The organism is Burkholderia sp. FL-7-2-10-S1-D7, assembly GCF_001524185.1.
Taxonomy (GTDB): Bacteria; Pseudomonadota; Gammaproteobacteria; order Burkholderiales; family Burkholderiaceae; genus Burkholderia; species Burkholderia diffusa.
Genome location: NZ_LOWY01000032.1, coordinates 17,106 through 36,572 on the forward strand (window position 1 = coordinate 17,106; position 19,467 = coordinate 36,572).

Here is a 19,467-nt window from a genome sequence, read left to right on the forward strand (position 1 = left end):
GCCCGTTTGCGTTGGATGGGCGGCGCGATCGTCAGAACAGGTGCGTGACCAGATAGAACAGCACCAGCACGCCGAGCGGTACGCCGAGCAGCCATGCGATCAGATATTTGCCCATGTCGTGGTCCTCCGCGTGGCCGCGATGCAGGACGCATCGCGGCGGGGTGAGGCGACGTCGCGTCAAAGCTCGCGATCGAATTCCTTCAACTGCTTCTCGGCTTCGTCGCGTGCGATCCCGTAACGCTCCTGGATCCTGCCGACCAGATAGTCGCGGTTGCCTTCGGCGACCGTGAGATCGTCGTCGGTCAGCTTGCCCCACTTGGCCTTCAGCTTGCCGGTCAACTGCTTCCATTGACCCTTGATCTTGTCTTCGTTCATGGTGTGCTCCTGGAGTAAGGGGAAAAAAGCGCGACGCTCGGCCGCGCAACTGTTCAGGCCTTCGCCTTCAGGCCGGATGCGTCGACGTGCTTCACGCCCTTGATCGAGCGCGTCACGGCGACGGCCTTCTTCACCGCGGTCTTCGACGGCAGCACGCCCGTCAACGTGACGACGCCATCGACCGTTTTCACATCGACGTGGATGCTTTTCACGCCATCCGTGGTCGCGAGTTCGCTCTTCACCTTGGTCGTGATCCACGTGTCGGTGACGGGCTGGTTCGATTCCGCCTTCATGCCGTCGTCGGTCGACGACGATGCCTGTGCATTCGTGAGCGGGGCGGCGCAAAGCAGGAACGCCGCGCTGACGGCGAGCAGCGCCGACAGGTTCGAGGTCTTGTTCATGGATGTGCTCCTTCGATTGACGTGGTGGATGGGGAATCGGCGCAGGTGCGCCGCGCGGTACCGCACAATCGGCGTGTCGTAGCCGGGCTCGCGCGGCGGAATGTCGGGGCGCGGCACGTCCGGCGGCAGCGGCACCGGCGGATCGGTGCCAGGCGCCGGTTCGGGCGGATGGTCCGGGGCCGGCTCGGGGCGCGTCGGATCGGGTGTCTGATGCAGCTTCATCAGGTGATCCTCCTCTTGCGGTATGAAATGGCGGCGCGCGGGCGCCGATGCACTACCAGCGTACCGGCTCGAATGCACGCGGACATCGCGCAAATTCACTGGATCGGCTAGTGCGTTTGCACGGGGACGGAACGAAGGCGCGGGAACGGTAAATGCGTCGTGATGCGCGCGACGCGGGATGATCGTCGCGCCGGCCGTGCCGCGCGCCGCTCGGTGGGGTGGCGCACGCAGGCGGCGCGGCGTGCGAATGTACTATTGCGCATGGTGCATCCGCGCCTGTCGATTGCATCGGCCGCACGCGATCATCGCGTGCACGCGCCAGCCGCCGCAGGTTTGCGCGTGTCGGCGCGGAGGCGACCGGCCCGTCAACCATGTCGACCATCTGGACCACCGATCAAATGGACGAACGAGTAAACGAACAGGCGCTCAAGTCGCATACCGACAGGCGCCAGCTGCACCAGATCATCGCGGGGCTCGCCGAGGGCGTGATCCTCATCGAACCCGACCAGCGCATCGTGTGGGCGAACGAGGCCGCGCTCGCGATGCACGGCGTCACCGAGCTCGACGCGCTCGGCGCGGACGTCACCGAGTATCGCGAGCGCTTCCGGCTTCGCTACCGGAACAATCATCCGGTGCGCGACGGCCACTATCCGATGGATCGCGTGATCGCGGGCGAGGAGTTCAGCGACGTGACCGTCGAAGTCGAATCGGCCGCCGACGAGAACGTGAGCTGGGTTCACCGCATCCGCAGCCTCGTGCTGACGAACGCGGCCGGCGAGCCCGACTGCCTCGCGCTCGTGCTGCACGACGCGACCGAATGGGCGAGCGCCGAGGACCGCTTCGAGCGCACGTTCAATGCGAACCCGGCGCCCGCCGTGATCTGCCGGCTCGACGACCTGCGCTACGTGAAGGTCAATCAAGGCTTCCTCGAGATGACGGGCCATGCGCGCGACGACGTGCTCGGCCGTTCCGTCTACGAACTCGACGTGCTCGAACAGGCCGAGCGGCGCGAACTCGCGATCGAGCGGCTGGGTGACGGCGCGACGATCCCGCAGATGGAGGCCGTGCTCAAGTGCGCGGACGGCGGCACGAAGGCGGTGGTGGTTGCCGGGCAGCCGATCGACATGAACGGCGAGGCGTGCATGCTGTTCACGTTCATGGATCTCGAGCCGCGCAAGCAGGCCGAGCTCGCGCTGCGGCAGAGCGAGGAGCGTTTCGCGAAGGCGTTCCGGATGGCGCCGGTCGCGACCGCGATCGTCACGGCCGGCCGTTTCGAGCTGCTCGACGTGAACGATGCGTTCGTCGGGATGGCCGGCCATGCGCGCGACGATCTGCTCGGCAAGTCCGCGGACGAGATCGGGCTGTGGGCCGACCGAGGAGCCTGGCAGCGCATCGACAGCCAGCTCGCGCGCGACGGCAACGTGCGCAACGCGGACGTGCAGATCCGCACGCGCGACGGCAACGTGCGCGATTGCGTCCTGTCGGCCGAGCCGGTCGCGATTCACGGGCAGGATTGCCTGCTGATCGCGCTGCTCGACATCAGCGACCGCAAGCGCACCGAGATGGAACTCGTCTATGCGATTGAGACCGCGATGCAGGACGCGTCGTGGTTCAGCCGCACGCTGATCGAAAAACTGGCGAACGTGCGGCGCGCGAATGCGCCGGACGCGGGCGCGCAGTTGTCGGACCTCACCGCGCGCGAGCGCAACGTGTTCGACCTGCTGTGTCACGGCCTCGCCGACAAGGAGATCGCCGCTCGCCTCGGGCTCGCGCCGAACACGGTGCGCAATCATGTCGCGACGATCTACGCGAAGCTGGACGTGCATAGCCGCGGCGAGGCGATCGTGTGGGCGCGCGAGCGGGGGATCGTCGGCGCGTCCGACGCGATCGGCGCGCGAGGCGACAAGGGTGCCGAGAAGGGTGCCGACAAGGGCGGCGCGAGCGGCAAGGACTGACGCCGGGCGTCGGGCCATCGGTGCGGATGCATCATGCAGGCTGGTGCATCCGCATCTGCCGCGCGCGGCGCGCGGCTGCGATCCTGTCCACTCGGCGGTGCGGCGCAGGCTGCCGTGCCGTCGGCTCTCTCTCCCCCAACTCATCGCAGGAGACGACCATGGACAGGAATCGCATCGAAGGCAAACTCAAACAAGTGAAGGGTTCGGTCAAGGAAGCGCTCGGCAAGGTGACGGGCGACCGCGAGACGGAAGCGGAAGGCGTGGCGGAACAGCAGGCCGGCAAGATCCAGGAGAAGGCTGGCGAGGCGGCCGATGCGGTGCGCAAGCACACGGGCACCGACAGGCATTGACCGGCCCCGGCGCCATCGACCGAACCGCGCGATGTGCCGAGCGTTGCCGCTGCCGATACGGTGATGATTCTTCATCGGCATTACCCGGCGCAGCCTCGGTGCAGCGGGGTTTGCGCGCACCCCACTGATATTTCCTCTCCCCGGCCCGCCGTCGCGCGGGCCGCGTGCCGTCGGTAGCATCGGCACTTGATGACAATTCCTCACAACATAGTTCCGATATTTCGTTTGCTGCACGCGTATTGGCTACCCACAATCGGTTCACCTCTTTCGCGCCGACAGGTTTCCCGGAGACGGAACCGCGAAGATCGACCGGCAAGTGACGCGCCATCGGCGCCAGGCCGGCGACAGAACAATCACCGGCACGCGGGAGGTCGCCGGCGCGCGATGATCGCGCGTCGCATCCCGACCCACAGAAGAAGGATTGGCTGATGACGTTCCGCATTCGTTCGCTTTCCGGTATTGCACTGACCGCCGCGATCCTCGCGTTCCAGACGGGCGCGGCCCACGCGCAGGAGACGGTCGTCAAGGTCGGCGTGGCCGTGCCGCTGACCGGCGGCGGCGCCGCATACGGCAAGGACATCGAGAACGGCGTGCGCATGGCCGTGGACGAGGCGAACGCCGCGCACACGACGATCGGCGGCAAGCCGGTGAAGTTCGTCGTCGCGTCGCAGGACGACCAGAGCGATCCGCGCATTGGCGTGCAGGCCGCGCAGCAGCTGACCGACGCGCAGGTGGCCGTCGTGATCGGCCACTTCAATTCCGGCACGACGCTGCCCGCGTCGAAGATCTACGCGAAGGCCGGCATTCCGATGATCACGCCGTCGGCGACCAATCCGGACATCACGCGCGCCGGGCTCGGCACCGTGTATCGCGTGATCGCGACCGACGCGCAGAACGCCGGCAACGCCGGTGCGTATGCGGCGAGTGTGACCAAGGCGAAGCGCATCGCGATCATCGACGACCGCACCGCGTTCGGCCAGGGCGAAGCCGACGAGTTCGAGAAGGCCGCGAAGGCGAACGGCGGCACGATCGTCGCGCGCGAATTCACGAACGACAAGGCCGTCGACTTTAGCGCGCAGCTCACGAAGATCAAGAGCACGAATGCCGACCTGGTGTTCTTCGGCGGCCTCGACGCGCAATCCGCGATGCTGGTCAAGCGCATGCGCCAGCTCGGCATCCGCGCGCAGTTCCTGGCCGGCGGCGGCGTGATGAACGCGAACTTCATCAAGCTCGCCGGCAACGCGGCCGAAGGCGCGGCCGTGTGGGAATACGGGCAGCCGCTCGCGCGTCTCGCGAAGGGCAAGCAGTTCGAAACGAAATTCCGGCAGAAGTACGGCGTCGACATGCTCGCTTATGCGCCGTTCGCGTACGACGCGACGTGGATCGCGATCAACGCGATGCAGAAGGCGAACTCGACGAAGCCGGCCGATTTCAACGGCGCGCTGAAGGGCACGCGCTACGACGGCATCACGGGCACGATCGCGTTCACGAACACGGGCGACCTGAAGAACCCGAGCTCGACGCTGTATGAAGTGAAGAACGCCGCGTGGCAGCCCGTCACCACGCAAACGGCGGACTGAATACCCGAACGCGCGCGGACTTTCGCGGCGATGCAGGACGTGCTGAAATAGCCGAAGCGACCGGATGCGGTCGCGGCGCACGTCCGGGCGATTCGCCGGGTGGTCCGCTCGCACGGCGCCGCGCGCGACGCGGCATGAACAACCTTCGGCGCGGCCGGCCGGCCGCGCCTTTCACGTGCAACTGGAGTCAGTCGTGAGTTCTCAAGTCGTCATCGTCGGCGGTGGTGTGATCGGCAGCTCGATCGCCTATTTCCTGCGTGCTACCGATCCGACGGTGTCCGTGACCGTCATCGAACGCGATCCCACCTATGCGAAGTCGTCGTCGGCGCTGTCGGCCGCGTCGATTCGCCAGCAGTTCTCGACGCCGCTGTCGATCGAGATGTCGCTGTTCGGGATCGACTTCCTGCGCACGATCGGCGAACGGCTCGAGGTCGACGGTACGCGGCCGTCGATCGATCTGCACGAAGGCGGTTATCTGTTTCTCGCGACGCCGGCGGGCGATGCGACGCTGCGCGAGAACCATGCGCTGCAGACGAAGCTCGGCGCCGATATCCTGCTGATGGATCGCGATGCGCTGCGCGCGAAGTTTCCCTGGCTGAACGTCGACGATCTCGTGTCGGGCTGCTATGGCGTGAGCGGCGAAGGGTGGTTCGACGGTTACGGGCTCGTGCAGGCGCTGCGCAAGAAGGCGCAGGCACTGGGCGCGCGGTATGTGCCGGCCGATGTGACCGGCGTCGTTCGCGACGGTCGCAAGGTCACGCACGTGGTGACGAACGACGGCGAGCGCTACGCATGCGACACGCTCGTCAACGCGGCCGGTGCGTGGACGCGCACGCTGTCGTCGATGATGGGCATCGACATCCCCGTGTATGCGCGGCGTCGCAGCATCTTCAACGTGTCGTCGCCGGCGAAGCTGACCGATTGCCCGCTGCTGATCGATCCGACGGGCGTGTATTTCCGGCCGGAAGGGCGCACGTACATCTGCGGAACATCGCCGAGCCCGGATCGCGATCCCGACGACCTGCCGCTCGACGAAGTCGATCACGACCTGTTCGACGAGGTGATCTGGCCGACGCTCGCGAATCGCGTGCCGGAGTTCGAAGCGCTGCGCGTGGAGAACTGCTGGTCCGGGTACTACGAGTACAACGTGTTCGATCACAACGCGATCATCGGATATCACCCCGAACTCGACAACGTGGTGTTCGCGAACGGGTATAGCGGGCACGGGCTGCAGCAAGGGCCCGCGACGGGGCGTGGAGTGAGTGAACTGATCCTGGGCGGGCGGTATGAATCGCTCGACCTGTCGTCGCTCGGCTGGGAGCGTGTGCTCGAAAACCGGCCGATCGTCGAAAAGAACGTCGTGTAGCGCGGCGTGACCGCCCGGTGTGGGGTGGGCGGGATTCTCCTTGTGTCTCAATCTGATTGGCCCGGCTTTGCCGGGCTTTTTTTCGGAGCGGGGATACAGGATGCGTCGCTCTCGCGCGCGCAACTCACGCCAGCAGGCACGCGATCAGTTCGTGGGTCGTGCGTACCTCGTATTTCCTCAACAAGCTCGCGCGATGAATATCGACCGTGCGCGGGCTGATGCTCAGTTCCTTGCCGATTTCCTTGCTGGTGAGCCCGTGAACCAGGAATGCCGCGACGTCGCGCTCGCGATCGGTCAAGGTGCTGGTGACGTCGGGATGCTTTGCGTTCTCCGACAGGTCGGTGAAGGTCCAGATGGCCAGCTCGAAGGGCCGCTTCGGGTTGTAGCCGAAGCCGCACACGGTGACCCAGAAATGACTGCCATCGACGCGACGCATGATGCGGTCGTCGCTGAACCCCGCATGTTTCGCGAGCAGCGGCGCGAGGCGGCGGCCCGTCGTCGCGAAGTCCTTCTGCTGCGGATACAGCTTCGCGAACGACTGGTCGATGATGTCGTCGCGGGTCGCCCGAAACAGTTGCAGCGCCTTCTCGTTGCAGTCGACCATGATGCGTTTCCTGGCGACGATGGCCGCGACGGGCAGATGCCTGAAGAGGTCTTCGTAGTCGAGGCTTGGCATCGTGTCGGTCATGGTCGGCATCTCGTCGACGGGTCCGAACCGTGTTCGGACCAAGGCTATCGGGCGGGTTCGCTCCCGTCGGATTGTAGCGCGTGCAACGGATTTGGCCCGACATGAAAGACACAGAAGTCGTGTCCTTCTCCCGCACACTGGACCTCCGAGGCATGCGCGCGCGGGCCCTTGCTCGCCGTGTCGAGCGCGGTGTCGTTGACCCAGTCCATCGCGCCGGCGAACCAGCCCGCGAACATGTAGCAGAGCTTGCCGTGCTTGTCGGGCTGCGCCAGCACGAACGACGAGTGGTGCAGATGGATGCGCGCATGCGACGTCGCCGGATCGGCTTCGGCGATGCTGAACACGCCCCAGCCGCGCTGCGAAAGCCGCTTCAGATAATGTTCGAACACGGCCATGCCGCCGATGCCGTGCTGCTTCGCTTCCTTGTCGCACCAGTGATGGGCGGACTTGTAGCCGGCCGTGTAGAGAATCGACGCGTAGGCTGCGCGGCCGAGCGCTTCCTCGACGGCGACATGATTGTTCGTGAAGAAGTGGCGCGGCACGTACAGCATCGGCAGCGCGTCGGTGGTCCAGACACCGGTGTCCGGATCGACGTCGATGGGCAATTGCGGTTGCATGGCGGGTGTGTAAGCGTCGTGCGATTCAGGCGTTCCAGACTTCGCCGAACACCCGCAGCCAGTTCTCGCCCATCACTTTCCGGATGCGCGATTCGCTCCAGCCGGCGCGTTGCATCGCGGCCGTGAGGTTCGGGAATTCGCCGATCGTTCGGATGCCTTCCGGATTGACGACCTTGCCGAAATCCGTCAGGCGACGATAGCGGCCCTTGTCGTGCGTGATCCAGTCGAAGAACTCGGTGCTGTAGCCCTGCGTGAAGTCCGTGCCGATACCGACCTTGTCTTCCCCGATCACGTCGATCACATATTCGATCGCTTCCAGATAATCGTCGATGGTAGCGTCGGCGCCGCGTCGCAGGAACGGCATGAACATCGTCACGCCCACGAAGCCGTTTGCTTCCGCGATCTCGCGCAGTTGATCGTCCGTCTTGTTGCGCGGATGCGCCTTCAGCGCGGACGGGCAGCAGTGCGAATAGGTGACCGGCTTCTTCGAACAGGCGATCGCGTCGGACGACGTCTTCGCGCCGACGTGCGAGAGATCCACCATGATGCCGACCCGGTTCATCTCCTGAATCACTTCGCGGCCGTATCCGGACAGCCCGCCGTCCGGTTCATAGGAACCCGTGCCGACGAGGTTCTGCGTGTTGTAGCAGAGCTGCACCACATTCACGCCGAGTTCCTTGAATATCTCGATATAGCCGAGGTTGTCCTCGAACGCATATGAGTTCTGGAAACCGAGAATGATGCCGGTCTTGTTCTCCCGCTTCGCGCGCACGATGTCGTCCGTCGTGCGCACGAGCGTGAGGATTTCGCCGTATTCGCGGATCTGCTGCTTCATTTCCGCGATGTTGTCGATCGTCTTCTGGAAGTCTTCCCACACGGAGACCGTGCAGTTGACGGCCGTGACGCCGCCCGCGCGCATGTCTTCGAACACCGAACGCTCGAATCGGGAAATGTTCAGGCCGTCGATGATGATGCTGGATTCGTGAAGGCTGGTCATGGTGTCTGTCGATGCGTTGGGTTCTTGCGGACAGGCTTCGGAAGCGGCGCCCGTGCTCAAACGGCGCCTTCGGCGCCGCGCTTGGCGGACCGTGCGGCGCCCGCGATCGCCGGACCAGCTTCCTCGAGTGCCGTCTTCGACGTTTCCGGCAGGGACAGGCCGCCGATCATCGCGAAGATCGACACGGCGATCAGGTAGTACGCGGGCGACAGGTTCGTGCCGGTCGCCGAGATCAGCCACGTGGCGACGAGCGGCGCGGTCCCGCCGAAGATCGTGTAGGCGAGGTTGTATGTGATCGCCGATGCCGTGTAGCGCGTTTTCGTCGCGAACACTTCCGACATCAGCGGTGCCGTCACCACGCCCGAGAACACCGCGCCGATCGCAAGCAGCGCGACGCCGATCAGCGATTGCGACAGCACGCCGGAGCCGCCGAGCGAGAACGCCGGATAAACCGACACGATGATGAAGATGCCGGTCGTGGCGATCGTCGCGCGGCGGCCGACGAGGTCGGAGAACAAGCCGGCGACCGGGCACAGGGCTGCGGCGAAGAAGAGCGCGAGCACCGTCACGAGAAGCGACGTGCCGCGAGACAAGTGCCCGGCCACTTGAAGGTAGGTCGCGAAATACGTCGTGAACGTATAGAACGACAGGGCCGTCACGGACACGAACGCGCCGAGCTTCAGGATATTCAACGACTGCGAATGCAGCGTTTCCATCAGCGGGGCATGCGCGATGTCGTGCTTGCCTTCGAGCGCCTGGAACGCGGGCGTTTCATTCAGGTTCACACGCAGGTAGACGCCGATGAGGCCGACCGGTGCCGCGATCAGGAACGGCACGCGCCAGCCCCATTCGACCATCGCCTGCGACGACAGCGACGATTCGAGCAGATAGGCCACCACCGCCGCGCAAGCGAACGACGAGAAGGTCGATACCGGCACGAAGCTGCCGAAGAACGCGCGGCGGCGGCGCGGTGCATGCTCCATCACGTACGCGCATGCGCCGGCGTATTCGCCGCCCGCGGAGAACCCCTGGACGCAGCGAATGATCGTGAGCAGCAACGGTGCCCAGTAGCCGATGCTCGCGTAGGTCGGGAGCAGGCCGATCAACGTCGTCGAGCCGGCCATCATCAGGATCGTCAGCGCCAGCGTGCGCTTGCGTCCGATCCGGTCGCCGATCACGCCAAAGACGAGGCCGCCCAGCGGGCGGAATGCGAAGGCCACCGCGAACACCGCGAAAGTCTTCAGGAGCCCGATCGTTGGGTCGCCGCTGGGGAAGAATTCGCGCGTCAGGATGGTGGCGAGAAAGCCGTATGCGGCGAAATCGAACCATTCGACGAAATTGCCTATCGACGCTGCGGCGATCACGCGTCGTAGCGTGCTGGTATCGACGTCCTGGGTGGTCATGGTCGTGTCCTCTTCGTGTGGGCGCTTGGATTCGCGTCGAAAACCATGGTAAGGAGGACAATTACCTAGGTCTATACGTGTCAATTACCTAGGTAATCAGGGCGGGCTGCGAGGCTGCCGACCATTGAACCGGGCAACCGGGGGTGCCGTTTTGACGGTGTTACCGTCCCGCGAGCATGGCGCTGCGTTGCAAAAGTCGGCGCGCGGCCGATGACGAGAATGGCGTCAGAACAGGCGTCCCGGAATGGCCGCCTTGACCGCGGCTTCAGTCTTGTTGGTCGCATTCAGCTTGCGCATCGCATTGACGAGGTGAAATTTCACGGTGCGCTCGTCGACATGCATGATCTTGCCGATCTCGACGTAGGTTTTCCCCGCAGCAGACCATTGCAGCGACTCGCGCTCGCGAGCCGTCATCTCGACGGCAACGTAGTTTTGACTCACATAGCGCTTGACCCACGGCTCAGGATCATTCGACTGCAGCATGAACTTCGGATTGGTCACCGGGAACGGAATGCGCAGGCCGAACGAACAATACTCGAATCCAAGTGCTCGTACATCGCACGCAGGCGTCTCGTCCGGCGTCATCGCGTTGACGGTGTCGCGGCGTGTGCGGGCCGGACGGCCGTGGACGAAACGCGGCTCCACCTCAAGCGCGGACGCCGCAGTCGTGCTTGGAATTCTGCGCAGACCCCGGCCACCCGTCTCGCATGCAGCCCTCAACGAACCGTCGCCTCGACGCACGCATCCCCGCCAACTTCCCGGCGCTCAGTCGCCAATACGGTGGCTGGTACATGCGGTCCCGGCACCCGGAATACGGCAACCCTGCGAATCAAATACAGCGTGATAAAGCTGACCGTCACCGCGATGCATTTCGCGGCGTTATTGCCGAGCAGTACCGAAGCAACGTGCACGATGCCCCCAGTTAGCACCGAACCGAACCCGCAGCTCGCCGCGAACAGCAGCGCTTCGCCGAGCTGCCGGCGGCCGGTCGTCTCCGAGCGGAATACGAAGCGGCGCGAAAGCGTGTAATTCGCGACGCCGCCGATCAGGTACGCCACCCACGCCGATATTCCGGCATCGATCTGCATGGCCGACGTGAGCGTGAGGAACAGAGACCAGTCGGCGACGAGCGACAGTGCGCTTACGACGAAATAGCTGGAAAACATCATGTCCGCCCCCACTGAACAGTGCGGGCCGGGACCGCGCGCAACCCCGATGCGGCGGCTTGCGGTTCGCTGCCACTCTCGTGATATTCCGCGTCCTCATTGACGGCCCAGACGTCGCGAAGCTTGTGCCCGGCGACGATGTTCTCGACGGTCAACATCGCGGTCATCATCGCGTGATCCTGATTGTTGTACTTGTGCATTCCGTTACGGCCGACGAGATGCAGGTTCGGATAGTGCTCAGCCAGATCCGCGCGGACCTGATCGACGATGTCGCGATATTCGTCGTCGTACACGGGGTATGCCTTCGGCTGACGAACGACGCGCGATCCGCGAATCTGGTCGCGCGTCGCAAGACCGATTTTCTCGAGTTCAACGATCGCGAGTTCGGTGATATCGGCATCGCTGCTTTCCCACATCGAATCGCCGTCGAAGCAAAAGTATTCGAGTCCGAGGCAACCGCCCGTCGCCGCGTCCGGCACCATCTCGGGCGACCACGACGCGAAATTCTGGATGCGCCCGACCTTGACGGACGGGTCGTGGATGTAGATCCAGTTGTCCGTGAATGTGGCGGGCCTATCGAGTATCAGTGCGACCGTGATGAAGTCTCGATACTGCAGCTTCGACGCCGCAGCCGCGGATGACGGAAGGGGCGAAATCGCGTTAAGCGTTTCACGCAGCGGCGCGGTGCACACCACGTCACGAGCGCTGATGCGATTGATCTGGCCGTCCTGGCCGAGGGTTTCGACGAGCCAGCGCTGCGCGCGGCAGTCGTATTGCATTGCGCCGGCGGCGTGTCCCATCATCAGTCGTCCGCCCTGATCCTGGAATTTCCGGGCGGCGGCTTCCCACAACATGCCGGGGCCGCGGCGCGGGTAATGGAAGGATTCGATCAGGGTCTTGACCTGGGTCTTGCGCGACCGGATGCCGAGTGAGCGCTTCACTGCACTGACGATGGCGGTAGACAGGCTCAGGCCCTTGATGCGTTGCGCGGCCCAGTCGGCCGAAATCTCGTCGCACGACATGCCCCAGACCTTTTCGGTATACGTCTTGAAGAAGATCGAGAAAAGTCGTTCTCCGAATTGATTGGCGACCCATTGATGAAAGGACTTCGGGTTCGGGCAAGGCTTGATGCGGGCTGCAAGGTACGAAAGCACGCAGCGAGTACTTTCCATGATGCCGAGATTGAGCAAGGCCTCGATTCCGTCGAGTGGGTAACGGTAGAACTTGTTTCGGTAAAAGATGCGCGAGCTGCGCGGGCGCTCGATGAAGTCGTCCGGCAGCAGTTCATGCCACAGTGCGACCACGTCCGCGGATTTGGAGAAGAAGCGGTGTCCCCCGATGTCGAAGCAGTGGCCGTTGAACCGTTCGGTACGACTGATGCCGCCGACGTACTGAGGATCCTTCTCGACGAGCGCGACCGACAGTTCGGTCTGCTTGGTCAGCAGATAGCCGGCGGTGAGGCCGCCCGGCCCCGCGCCGATGATGAGTACGTCAACCGATTGATCCATGTTGTCACCCCGAGTCTTAGGTCGCTGGTCCATTGACTTTCGTATCGGCCGCGCCAGCTGGACGGCAAACTGTCATGTCGAATCGATGATTGGGATTTCCCGTTCAAACGTCGTGTGCTGGCGCGGAGCGAGATGGGGATGCATCGCCTCGAGCGGCAGTTGGCGGTCGCGCGGGCCCCGCGGTGATCTTGTTGGTTCGTTCCGTGCTCACGAATGGCGCGTTCTGAGCCGCGGCAGTCGTCCTGATGCTGCGGCAGTCGTACAGCCAGACAGTGTTGTTGGGTTCGGGTGACCAGGCGTAGCGGGTCACCAGCTCCGGGTAGCGTTGATGCGACACGATGAAATCCAGCATCGGGTCTGCACAGATGTGCTGGATGCCCGCTCGGGTCAGCGGAACGTATTCATACTTGGACACGAAAACGGTCGATTTTTTTTCCGTGTCGTTGTCGCCGCGTGGTCGCGCGGCATACGGGTCTTGCTTGATCAGTTCGACCCGCCGTACGGCCTCGAAGGTAGTCCGGCGATGGAAGATCAGACCCGCAGCCTGTGTCGACGAGAAATAGCTCGACGTCTTCATCATCAGCCACGGATAGACGACTTCGTCCGCCGGGCCGTCCCAATAGACGATGTCGCCGCGTGCGACGGTACCTTCGAATGGCGCGAGGTCCGCGCGGTCGGCGCGGGCTTCCATGATCTTGGCCGGTTCCGAGCGCTGGTCGATATTGACAAGTCCGTAGCCGGCGAACGCGGCCAGCATGACGGGCAGACCGATGACCGCGATGCGTTTGCGCGACAGATTGAGCATGGCGAACAACGCGACCAGTGTGACGGCCAGGTGCGTGTGAATCAGCGTTTCGAGCCACGGGATGTCGAGCATCACGCTGCCGGTCGGATATGCGACGCGACCGACCTGATACGCGCACTGGAAGACGATCCAGACCGTCGCGGCGACGAGCGTCGTGCCGATCCACGTATAGCGAAGTGCCGGGGCGAGGTCGCTAAGAAGTGCCCGCGGAGCGCCGGGTGCCGGCCGTCCGGCCGCCGCGTTGTGCGCCACGGAGATTGTCAGCGCGATGATTCCACCGCCGACGTCGAGCAGTAGCCAGCAAATCGCGAACAACCAGATCAGCGTCGGCTGCGTGTGACACTCGCGCCGCACGAGCAATATGGCCGCAGGCCATTGCATCAACGTCAGCAACCACAGCGCGCGCCAGGGCTGGAGCTGTATCCAGACCGCGTCCTGTCCGGTCAAGTCCGCGATCGTGGTTAGCGCGACACCGGCAACACCGATCAGCGTGAGGTTCGACCACAGCGTCCGGTGATCCTGAATTTGGGTCGCACATAGCGTGGCAGGAAGTGCGATCGCCCAACACACCTTGCTCCACACAGTGAGCGACCATAAGGTCGGGAACAGGAATGGCGCGTTGTAGCGCGCGATCGACCGCCATTCCGGATCGAACGGATACAGGTGCAGCGCCTTGAACGGCGGCATCTCGACGACGGCGAAAGCGATCAGCGCGAGCGGCAATAGACGCCACCACTTCGCCCGTGGCATCCGGCCGAGTACGACGAAGACAAACGAAGCGCCGCCGATCAGCGGATGAACGGCAGTTGCGACGATTGTCAGCGCAATGGCAATGCGATATCGGCGCTCGAGCATCGACGCAAGCGCCCACAGGCCAAGCGCTTCGGCGGGAAGCCGGGCGGTGAGAAAGCCTTCGTCGTACGAGAAGATCAACCCGGCGCCGTAATCGGACGGCATGCAGGCAACGAAGAACAATGAGAGCCAATGCCATGGTTCGGGCAGCAGCTTCTTTGTCAGGCGCCACATGCCGCTCCACCAGAGTGCCTGCGCTGCGATCAGGCACGCGAGATTGCTCGCGCGGAGCCCGAACGCTGAGACCAGTTTCGCGAAGATTCGACCATAAATCGTCCAGCGATCCTGGGAGCCATATTCAAAGAACAGGTCGTGCGCAAAATTCTCGGGATGAGCGTGATAGAGCGCCTGCGCGGTATACAGGATCGCGTCGTGTCGAATGCCTGTATAAGGGTGAGTTATCAGGAACAGAACGACCAGCGAAAGCGCAAGTGCGATGACCGAATAAGGTCGTTTCTCAGTCCGATTCATGAGTGAATGGAAGACTTTTATCGACGATATTTCATGAGCCCGGCAATCCGTACGCGGCGGAGCGAACCGTGGGGTTCAGGCTTCGCTGACGGCGGCGGGTACATCCTGACGGTCCGGCCTTTCGGTGAATGGCCGGGCGGCGCTCAGGGCGTGCGTTGCGGCTTGCAGTCCATAGCCCGCGATACGCGGGTGCTCATGCCGACGAAGCGAGAGGCGGCATGGTGCGGTCGTGCGCGCACAGACTTCCGCGGTTTCCGATTCGGCGCGGATGCCTGTCGGATGTCCGGCAGCTGCCGTAGACCGCTCCCGGTGCGATCGTTGCTGCGCCACTGCTCTTCCCCGACGACGCCGCGATCGAAATGATGATGCTTGTTCTCATCGTGTCCCCCGATGCGTCCTGCACCGAAAAAAGCGCCTTTACGGGTGCGTCGAACGCGGACTCTGTAGAAATTTTTAGTCAAGCGCCGGGACGTGTGGCCCAGCGCGTATGACGCGAACGCACGGAGCGTGCCACGGCGTTCGGCGCGCGCTTTCCAGGCTGATGAGGCGGCATCGATGCAAGCCGAGGTACCGGTTGTCGTGCGAAATGTGTCAGTCTTGAAACCGCCGGATCGGCTCGGCAGTCCATCGCGGCGCGGTTGAACGTGGACGGCGGGCACATCACGATCGATTTCAATTTCGAAGCAGCGGCCGGCGAGCAATGGCGAGACCCTCCGCCGGCGAGCGAGTCCTCGGTGTCGGACAGGCAACCAGGCACTCGCCGACTGCGTGCATGGTGGGAATCAGCGGTCTTGTCGGCGCATGTGCGCATGGGGTGCGTCCGGACAACCGGAACGTGCGCAATGTTTCAGATTTGAAACGTTGCTTTGGAAGATGCCCTAGCGATCACGCTGGGCCAAAAGTCGGCAACAGGTCGAGAACCGCCGGTCATCTCGACCACATGGTCCACACAGGCGCATGCAGTCGCACCGCCGGAAAGCACCGGCCTGCTGCCGCCAATTGATGACCAAACCGCAAGACCTAGTGCATAGATATCGTTTGCCGCGGCGTTAATGACTATCGACAATCGTGGCTCGAATTCCCGCCGTTGCGCCAGAAGCGCGCGTTGGCGGGCGGCCCCTGTCGGCTATCCCGGCCGTCGCCGCCACCCAGATCACGACGACATGTACGCGTTCACGCCCTCATTCCAGAATCCCGCCGGTTCGCCGATCCGCGAGCTGTTCAAGTACCTCTCCGAGCCGGGGATGATTTCGTTCGCCGGCGGCTACCCGGCCAGCGACCTGTTCGACGTCGACGGCCTGAACACGGCTGCCGAACGCGCGTACGCGCAGCCGGTCCGCTGCCTGCAATACGGCCCGACCGACGGCCTCGCCGAACTGAAGGAGCAACTGATCGCGTTGATGGCGCGCCGCAACGTGACGTGCACGCCGGCCGAACTGCTCGTCACGACCGGCTCGCAACAGGGCCTCGATCTGCTGCTGCGCGTGATGGTCGCCCCGGGCGACGTCGTGTTGACCGAACAACCGGCGTATCCGGCGACGCTGTCGGCGATGCGTCTGCAACAGGCGCGTATCGTGACGATCCCCGTCGACGGCGATGGCCTCGACGCCGACCGCCTCGCGTCGCAACTCGCATCCGGCGCGATCGTGCAGCCGAAGCTGCTCTATACGGTGCCGACCTTCGCGAATCCGACCGGCGCGACGCTTGCGCGCGAACGCCGCCTGCAGCTGCTGCGTCTCGCGGTGCAATACCGTTTCCTGATCGTCGAGGACGATCCCTACGGCGACCTGCGTTTCGCGGGAGAACCGGTGCCGTCGATGCTCGCGCTCGCGAACGAAGTCGAAGGCGCGCGCGACTGGATCGTGCACTTCGCAAGCTTGTCGAAAATCGTCGCGCCGGGGTTGCGCGTGGGCTGGACGATCGCGCCGGCCGAAATCGCGCGGCGCTGCGTGATCGCGAAGCAGACGGTCGACCTGTGCAGCGCGCCGTGGACGCAAGCCACCGCCGCCGAGTATCTCGCCGCCGGCGCGCTCGAGCGTCATCTGCCGCGCATCACGGCGGCTTACAAGCGCAAGTGCGATGCGATGTGCGACGCGCTGCACGACGGCTTCGGCGATGCGATCACGTTCCATCGACCCGAAGGCGGGATGTTCGTGTGGGCGCGGATCGGCGCGGTGTCGTCGGACGTGCTGCTGCAACAGGCGATCGCGAACAAGGTCGTGTTCGTGCCGGGCAAGGCGTTCTTCGCGGACAACGTCGACGCCGCTTCGCTGCGGCTGTCGTTCGCCGCGCCCGACGTCGACGCGATCCGGGAAGGCGTGGCGCGCCTCGTGCGCGCGTATGGTGCGGCCCTGGCCGCGTGAGGAGGAGAGACACATGAGCATCGTCGTCAACGACACCGCGCGGATGGACGAACCGCCGCGCATGCCCGGTATCCGTCCCGTCGAACACAAGTCGTCGCAGATCAGCGCGGGTCCGCAGTACGTCGCCGACGTGCTCGGCCGCTTCGGCGCGGATTCGACCGACACGCGCGACGCCGCACCGGTCGTCCTCGGCTACAACTGAACCGCATGGCGGGGGCCTGCAACGCAATCCCGCCGCCGAAACGATTAAGCTGGCGTGATCGAACCACGCAGGATCGCCAGGTCATCATGTCCGACATCGATATCGAATCGCTCACGGAAACGTACGACCGCCTCTGGTCGTGCCTCGAGTCCGGCGTCGGCGCACAGCGCTCGCCGTTCACCATGGTGCAGGCCGCGACGCTCGGCCTCGACGGCGCGCCGAAGGTGCGCACGATCGTGCTGCGGCAGGTGAGCCGCGCCGATCATCGGCTGTCGTTCCATACCGATGCGCGCTCGGAGAAGGTCGTGGAGCTGCGCCGCGATCCGCGTATCGCGATCGTCGCGAACGATCTCGAGTCACTCGTGCAGATTCGCGCGGAAGGCGTTGCGATGATTTGCGACGACGAAGCACAACGTCGCGCGGTCTGGCAATCGAGCCGCCCGCATACGCTGCTGCTGTATCGTGCACCGCTGCGCCCGGGCACGCCGATCGAGTCGCCGGAAGAAGCGCACGTCACCGCAAACCCGGGCCCGGACACGGCGACGACCGACGACGGCTACCGGAACTTCTGCCTGCTCCACGTCACGGTGACGCGCATCGACTGGCTCGACCTCGCCCGCGACGGCCATCGTCGCGCGGTGTTCGACGTGAGCGACGACGGCTACGAAGGCCGCTGGATCGCGCCCTGACGGCGCGGTCGCGTCCCGGCTACAAACGCGTACAAACCAGACACATCCCCGATACGTCAGACCTTTCAAATGGGCAACGCCGCGCAACCGGCGCCCGCCCGAATGAAAGCGAAGGCGCGCCCCGCCGCGCGGCATGTTCACTTTCCACTTCACGAAAGGAGATGCCGAACGATGTCTTCCACACAGTTTTCCCCGATGCGTCGCCACCTGCTGGCCACTTCCGTGGCCGCCGGGGTATCCGCGATGCTGCCCACCGCGCTGCAGGCGGCAACCGCCGGCGACCGCATACGTCCGTTTACCGCACATATCCCCGATGAAGCGCTGGCCGACCTGCGCCGCCGCATTGCGGCGACGCGCTGGCCGGGCCGAGAGACCGTCGCCGACGAATCGCAGGGCGTGCGGCTCGCGCGCATGCAGGCGCTGCTCCGTTACTGGGGCACCGACTACGACTGGCGCAAGGGCGAGGCGCGCCTGAACGGTTTCCCGATGTTCATCACCGAAATCGACGGGCTCGACATTCACTTCATCCACGTGCGTTCGCGGCACGCGAACGCGATGCCGATGATCATGACGCATGGCTGGCCGGGTTCGATCTTCGAGCTGCTGAAGGCGATCGGCCCGCTGACGGATCCGACCGCACACGGCGCGAGTGCCGACGATGCGTTTCACGTCGTCGTGCCGTCGCTGCCGGGTTTCGGTTTTTCGGGCCGTCCGACGAAGACGGGCTGGGGCTCCGATCACATTGCGCGTGCATGGGGCGAGCTGATGGCGCGCCTCGGCTATACGCGCTTCGTGTCGCAGGGCGGCGACTGCGGCTCGGTGATCTCGCACCGGATGGCGATGCAGCGCGTGCAGGGCCTGGCCGGGATTCACGTGAACATGCCGGCGACGGTGCCGCCGGATATCGCGACGCTGCTCCAGACCGACGCGCCGGCACCGGCGTCGTTGTCGCCGAAGGAGAAGGCCGCGTACGAGAAGCTCGCGACGTTCTACCGCGACAACTGCGGCTACTCGGCGATGATGGTCACGCGCCCGCAGACGGTCGGCTATGCGCTCGCCGATTCGCCGTCGGGTCAGGCCGCGTGGATGTACGACAAGATCTCGCAGTGGACCTACAGCGGCGGCGTGCCCGAGCGCTCGATCCCGCGCGACGAGATTCTCGACGACATTTCGTTGTACTGGCTGACCGACACGGCGACGTCCGCCGCGCAGATCTACTGGGAGGATCACTCGAACAACTTCAACGCGGTGGACATCTCGCTGCCGGCGGCGATCACGGTGTTCCCCGGCGAGATCTACCAGGCGCCGCGCAGCTGGGCCGAGCGCAGCTATCACAACCTGATCTACTTCAACGAAGTCGACAAGGGCGGGCATTTCGCGGCATGGGAGGAGCCGGAACTGTTCGCCCGGGAAGTGCGTGCCGGGTTCCGGCCGTTGCGTCGCGCGTAAGCGGGGTT

General features: G+C 64.5%; 19 protein-coding genes. 8 read left to right on the forward strand and 11 right to left on the reverse strand.

Features of this window, described 5'->3' with window-relative positions; all coding sequences use genetic code 11:
* Positions 1–31 precede the first annotated feature (31 nt).
* From WS75_RS33555 to WS75_RS14470, 3 genes are read right to left on the reverse strand one after another with little or no spacing between them, the layout of a single operon-like run.
* Positions 32–181, reverse strand: coding sequence for a hypothetical protein (locus tag WS75_RS33555; RefSeq protein WP_156429781.1), 150 nt, complete (start codon positions 179–181; stop codon positions 32–34).
* Positions 178–375, reverse strand: coding sequence for a CsbD family protein (locus WS75_RS14465; RefSeq protein ID WP_059466119.1), 198 nt, complete (start codon positions 373–375; stop codon positions 178–180). Before WS75_RS14465 ends, WS75_RS33555 begins: the two co-directional genes overlap by 4 nt.
* A gap of 53 nt (positions 376–428) precedes the next feature.
* On the reverse strand, positions 429–776 hold the full coding sequence (locus tag WS75_RS14470; protein ID WP_059681173.1) for a BON domain-containing protein: 348 nt from the start codon (positions 774–776) through the stop codon (positions 429–431).
* 620 nt (positions 777–1,396) lie between these two features.
* On the opposite strand from WS75_RS14470, the gene WS75_RS14475 reads away from it, so the two are divergent.
* The 4 genes from WS75_RS14475 (at position 1,397) to WS75_RS14490 (ending at position 6,249) form a co-directional block, all read left to right on the forward strand.
* Positions 1,397–2,953: a helix-turn-helix transcriptional regulator gene (locus WS75_RS14475; protein ID WP_059681083.1), complete on the forward strand. Its 1,557-nt coding sequence runs from the start codon at positions 1,397–1,399 to the stop codon at positions 2,951–2,953.
* A gap of 158 nt (positions 2,954–3,111) precedes the next feature.
* Positions 3,112–3,303: a CsbD family protein gene (locus WS75_RS14480; RefSeq protein WP_059681084.1), complete on the forward strand. Its 192-nt coding sequence runs from the start codon at positions 3,112–3,114 to the stop codon at positions 3,301–3,303.
* A gap of 428 nt (positions 3,304–3,731) precedes the next feature.
* Positions 3,732–4,883 (forward strand): branched-chain amino acid ABC transporter substrate-binding protein, encoded by a 1,152-nt coding sequence (locus WS75_RS14485; protein WP_059681085.1) that lies wholly within the window; start codon positions 3,732–3,734, stop codon positions 4,881–4,883.
* Between the two features lie 193 nt (positions 4,884–5,076).
* Positions 5,077–6,249, forward strand: coding sequence for an NAD(P)/FAD-dependent oxidoreductase (locus WS75_RS14490; RefSeq protein WP_059681086.1), 1,173 nt, complete (start codon positions 5,077–5,079; stop codon positions 6,247–6,249).
* 124 nt (positions 6,250–6,373) lie between these two features.
* Here WS75_RS14490 and WS75_RS14495 read toward each other — a convergent pair whose 3' ends face one another.
* From WS75_RS14495 to WS75_RS14530, 8 genes are all read right to left on the reverse strand, one after another.
* Positions 6,374–6,946 (reverse strand): PAS and helix-turn-helix domain-containing protein, encoded by a 573-nt coding sequence (locus tag WS75_RS14495; RefSeq protein WP_059681087.1) that lies wholly within the window; start codon positions 6,944–6,946, stop codon positions 6,374–6,376.
* 35 nt (positions 6,947–6,981) lie between these two features.
* Positions 6,982–7,554: a DUF5943 domain-containing protein gene (locus WS75_RS14500; RefSeq protein ID WP_059681088.1), complete on the reverse strand. Its 573-nt coding sequence runs from the start codon at positions 7,552–7,554 to the stop codon at positions 6,982–6,984.
* 25 nt (positions 7,555–7,579) lie between these two features.
* Positions 7,580–8,551 (reverse strand): dipeptidase, encoded by a 972-nt coding sequence (locus WS75_RS14505; protein WP_059681089.1) that lies wholly within the window; start codon positions 8,549–8,551, stop codon positions 7,580–7,582.
* A gap of 56 nt (positions 8,552–8,607) precedes the next feature.
* Positions 8,608–9,954, reverse strand: a complete 1,347-nt coding sequence (locus tag WS75_RS14510; RefSeq protein ID WP_059681090.1) for an MFS transporter — start codon at positions 9,952–9,954, stop codon at positions 8,608–8,610.
* A 225-nt stretch (positions 9,955–10,179) separates the two neighbouring features.
* The gene (locus tag WS75_RS14515; protein WP_257129385.1) at positions 10,180–10,674 is read right to left on the reverse strand and encodes a helix-turn-helix transcriptional regulator; all 495 of its coding nucleotides are present in this window, start codon (positions 10,672–10,674) and stop codon (positions 10,180–10,182) included.
* A complete protein-coding gene (locus WS75_RS14520) occupies positions 10,671–11,123 on the reverse strand; it encodes a GtrA family protein (protein ID WP_059681092.1) in 453 nt (150 codons plus the stop codon). The genes WS75_RS14515 and WS75_RS14520 overlap by 4 nt, the downstream gene beginning before the upstream one ends.
* Positions 11,120–12,661 carry an NAD(P)/FAD-dependent oxidoreductase gene (locus WS75_RS14525; RefSeq protein WP_257129386.1) on the reverse strand — a complete coding sequence of 514 codons (1,542 nt, stop codon included), beginning with the start codon at positions 12,659–12,661 and terminating at the stop codon, positions 11,120–11,122. Before WS75_RS14525 ends, WS75_RS14520 begins: the two co-directional genes overlap by 4 nt.
* Before the next feature lie 70 nt (positions 12,662–12,731).
* Positions 12,732–14,756, reverse strand: a complete 2,025-nt coding sequence (locus WS75_RS14530) for a hypothetical protein (protein ID WP_082729599.1) — start codon at positions 14,754–14,756, stop codon at positions 12,732–12,734.
* 1,163 nt (positions 14,757–15,919) lie between these two features.
* Here WS75_RS14530 and WS75_RS14535 point away from each other — a divergent pair.
* From WS75_RS14535 to WS75_RS14550, 4 genes are all read left to right on the forward strand, one after another.
* On the forward strand, positions 15,920–17,119 hold the full coding sequence (locus WS75_RS14535) for an aminotransferase-like domain-containing protein (protein ID WP_059681094.1): 1,200 nt from the start codon (positions 15,920–15,922) through the stop codon (positions 17,117–17,119).
* Positions 17,120–17,132: 13 nt separating this feature from the next.
* Positions 17,133–17,321, forward strand: coding sequence for a hypothetical protein (locus WS75_RS14540; RefSeq protein WP_059681095.1), 189 nt, complete (start codon positions 17,133–17,135; stop codon positions 17,319–17,321).
* Positions 17,322–17,407: 86 nt separating this feature from the next.
* Positions 17,408–18,010 carry a pyridoxamine 5'-phosphate oxidase family protein gene (locus WS75_RS14545; RefSeq protein WP_059681096.1) on the forward strand — a complete coding sequence of 201 codons (603 nt, stop codon included), beginning with the start codon at positions 17,408–17,410 and terminating at the stop codon, positions 18,008–18,010.
* A 171-nt stretch (positions 18,011–18,181) separates the two neighbouring features.
* Entirely contained in the window at positions 18,182–19,459 is a 1,278-nt protein-coding gene (locus WS75_RS14550; RefSeq protein ID WP_059681097.1) for an epoxide hydrolase family protein, read from the forward strand.
* The last annotated feature ends 8 nt before the right edge of the window (positions 19,460–19,467 follow it).